Source organism: Streptomyces sp. NPDC015032, assembly GCF_043080425.1.
Taxonomy (GTDB): domain Bacteria; phylum Actinomycetota; class Actinomycetes; order Streptomycetales; family Streptomycetaceae; genus Streptomyces.
On the sequence record NZ_JBIBVN010000102.1, the window covers coordinates 1 to 3063 of the forward strand.

Genomic DNA, 3063 nt, shown 5'->3' on the forward strand with positions numbered 1-3063 from the left:
ACCGACCGGGCGCGGTGCCGGGTCCGGCCGCACCCGGACCCCGGCCCGCGCATCCCTCCCTGGGGCGGTCCCGTCCGCACCCGGACCCCGGGCCCCGCACCCCCCTGGGGCGGTCCTGTCCGCCCCCGCCCTTTCCCCCGTACCGCAAGGAGATCCCCGTGGCAGTCGTCGCGGAACCCACCCGCCGCCGGGGCCGTCGCAGCGGGCCGCAGGCGCGCCGCGAGGCCCAAATCGGCCTGCTGTTCGTCCTTCCGTGTTTCCTGCTCTTTTTGGCGTTCCGGTTCGGTCCGGGTATCGCCGGTGTGCTGATGAGCTTCACCGACTACTCCCTGACCGGCGGCGGCAGCTTCATCGGGCTGGACAACTTCACCCGCCTGTGGGACGACCCGCTGTTCTGGCAGGCCCTGAAGGTCACCGTCCTGTACACCGTGCTCGCCGTGCCGGGCACGCTCATCGCGTCGGTGTCCCTGGCCCTGATCACCCGCCGCGCGTTCCGCGGCGCCAGGTTCTTCCGGTCGGTGTTCTTCCTGCCGGTCGTCACCTCGCTGGTACTGGCCGCCACCGTCTTCGTCTGGATCTTCTCGACCGGCGGCCCCTGGTCCACCCTGATGGGCTGGTTCGGGATGTCCGAGGGCTCCTGGCTCTCCGACGACGTGCTGGTACTGCCCGCGCTCGCGATCGTCGGCATCTGGTCCCGCTTCGGCTACGGGATGCTCATCCTGCTGGCCCGGATGCAGGACATCCCCCGGGAACTGGAGGAAGCAGCCCTCACCGACGGCGCCGGCCCCTGGCAGCGGTTCCGGTACATCGTGCTGCCCCAGCTCAAGCCCGCCCTGTTCTTCCTCGCCGTGATCGAGACAACAGCCTCCTTCCAGGTCTTCGACGCGGTCTACACGATGACCGGCGGCGGCCCCGCCAACGCCAGCTACACGCTCGTCTTCCAGCTCTACGACGCGGGCTTCAAGTACTTCGACCTGGGCTACGCCTCCGCCATCGGCGTCGCGCTGTTCGCGCTGACCGTGGTGGTCGCCATGATCCAGCGGCTCGTGATCGGGAAGGACCAGTGACCATGACCACAGCACCCGTAGAGGCCAAGACCCCTCCGCCCGCGGACACAACCCCCGCGGCCCCCGACCGGGCCGCACGCAAGGCCGAACGACGGCTGCGCAAACTCTCGGAGCAGGACACCGTCCCGCACGGCATGCGCCCCACCCGGGCCGGCCGGACCGGCCGCGCCGTGCTGCTGACCCTGGCCGCGATCGTGACGGTCTTCCCGTTCTACGCCATGGTCGTGCTCTCCCTGAAACCGTCCGCCGCGGTCGAGTTCCCCGGCAGCCTCCTGCCCTGGCCGCTGACCGGCGAGGCGTACGACACCGTCCTCAACGCCCAGGACGTACCACGCTGGCTGCTCAACACCCTGCTCTACTCGGTCATCTCCGTCATCGGCGTACTGCTGCTCGCCTCGCTCGCCGGATACGCCTTCGCCAAGAAGCGCTTCCCGGGCCGGGAAACCATGTTCTGGTCGTTCCTGTCGATGGTCATGGTCCCCTACCACGTCACGATGATCCCGACGTTCGCGATGATCGCGAAGCTGGGCGGCGTGGACACCTACTGGGGCCTGATCCTGCCGACCCTGGCCAACGCCCAGGCCGTCTTCCTGATGCGCCAGTTCATCCAGGGCCTGCCGGACGAACTCTTCGAAGCGGCCCGGCTCGACGGCTGCAACGAGTGGCAGATCTTCCACCGGATCGTACTGCCGCTCCTCAAACCGATCCTCGCCACACTCGGCGTCTTCGTCTTCCTGTGGCACTGGAACGACTTCCTGTGGCCGCTCGTCATCGGCCAGTCCACCGACATGCGCACCCTCACCGTCGGCATCGCCTCGCTCCAGCAGCAGAACGTGCCACTCAACGTGGTGCTCTCCGGCTCCGTCATCGCGTTCGTGCCCATCTTCGCCGCATACATGGTGGGCCAGCGCTACTTCACCGAGGGCGTCACCGCGTCCGGAATCAAAGGATGACCCACGCAATTATGTTCACCGATGAAGCCACGCTCGAAGAGCGGCTCAGTACCCCCTCGACCGCCCTCGTCCAGGACCTCGCCCGCCTCGAAGGCAACCTGCTGGTACTCGGCGCCGGCGGCAAAATGGGCCCCAGCCTGTGCCGGCTCGCCCGCCGCGCACTGGACACCGCGGACCGCACCGACGTGACCGTGTACGCGGTCTCCCGCTGGTCCGACAAGACCGCCGCCGACGAACTGAAGGCCGCCGGGATCTCCACCGTCGCCTACGACCTCATGGACCCGGCCGCCGACCTGGCCGAACTCCCGGACGCCGACAACGTGATCTTCATGGTCGGCGCCAAGTTCGGCTCCGCCGGGGCCCCTTCACACGCCTGGGCCGTCAACGCCGCAATGCCGAACCGGGTAGCCCGCCGCTGGCCGCACGCCCGGATCGCCGCATTCTCCACCGGCAACGTCTACCCCCTGGTCCCGGTCTCCTCCGGCGGCTGCACCGAAGACGACCCGGTCGGGCCGGTCGGCGAGTACGCCATGTCATGCCTCGGCCGCGAACGGATCTTCAGCCACGCAGCCCTCACACGCAACACCAAAGTCACCAACATCCGCCTCAACTACGCCGTCGACCTGCGCTACGGCGTCCTCGCCGACATCGCCTACCGCGTACAAGCAGGCGAACCCGTCGACATAACGACCGGCCACGCCAACGTCGTATGGCAGGGGTACGCCAACGAAGTCGCCCTGCGATCCCTGCTGCACGCCACCGACGGCGAGGCGTTCACCCTCAACCTCACCGGCCCCGAGACCGCATCCGTGCGCCGCATCGCCCAGTGGTTCGGCGAGGAATTCGGCAAGCAGCCGGTCCTCGCCGGCGAGGAGGCACCCACCGCACTGCTCTCCGACGCGAGCCGCTGCCACGCCCTGTTCGGCTACCCGGACGTCACGCTGCGCACCCTCATCGAGTGGCAGGCCGACTGGCTGCGCCGCGGGCTGCCACTGTCCGGCAAGCCCACCAAGTTCCAGGTCCGCGACGGAAGGTTCTGATCC

The 3063-nt window shown here is 68.8% G+C and carries 3 protein-coding genes; all 3 read left to right on the top strand.

Annotated features, from left to right (window positions below):
- The first annotated feature begins 158 nt into the window (after nt 1-158).
- Genes ACF08M_RS41460 through ACF08M_RS41470 form a run of 3 tightly spaced genes read left to right on the top strand, consistent with a single transcriptional unit; the run spans nt 159 to nt 3060 of the window.
- Nucleotides 159-1067, top strand: coding sequence for a carbohydrate ABC transporter permease (locus tag ACF08M_RS41460; RefSeq protein ID WP_392190491.1), 909 nt, complete (start codon nt 159-161; stop codon nt 1065-1067).
- 2 nt (nt 1068-1069) lie between these two features.
- Nucleotides 1070-2020, top strand: a complete 951-nt coding sequence (locus tag ACF08M_RS41465) for a carbohydrate ABC transporter permease (RefSeq protein WP_392190492.1) — start codon at nt 1070-1072, stop codon at nt 2018-2020.
- Nucleotides 2021-2031: 11 nt separating this feature from the next.
- Entirely contained in the window at nt 2032-3060 is a 1029-nt protein-coding gene (locus ACF08M_RS41470) for an NAD-dependent epimerase/dehydratase family protein (RefSeq protein WP_392190493.1), read from the top strand.
- The last annotated feature ends 3 nt before the right edge of the window (nt 3061-3063 follow it).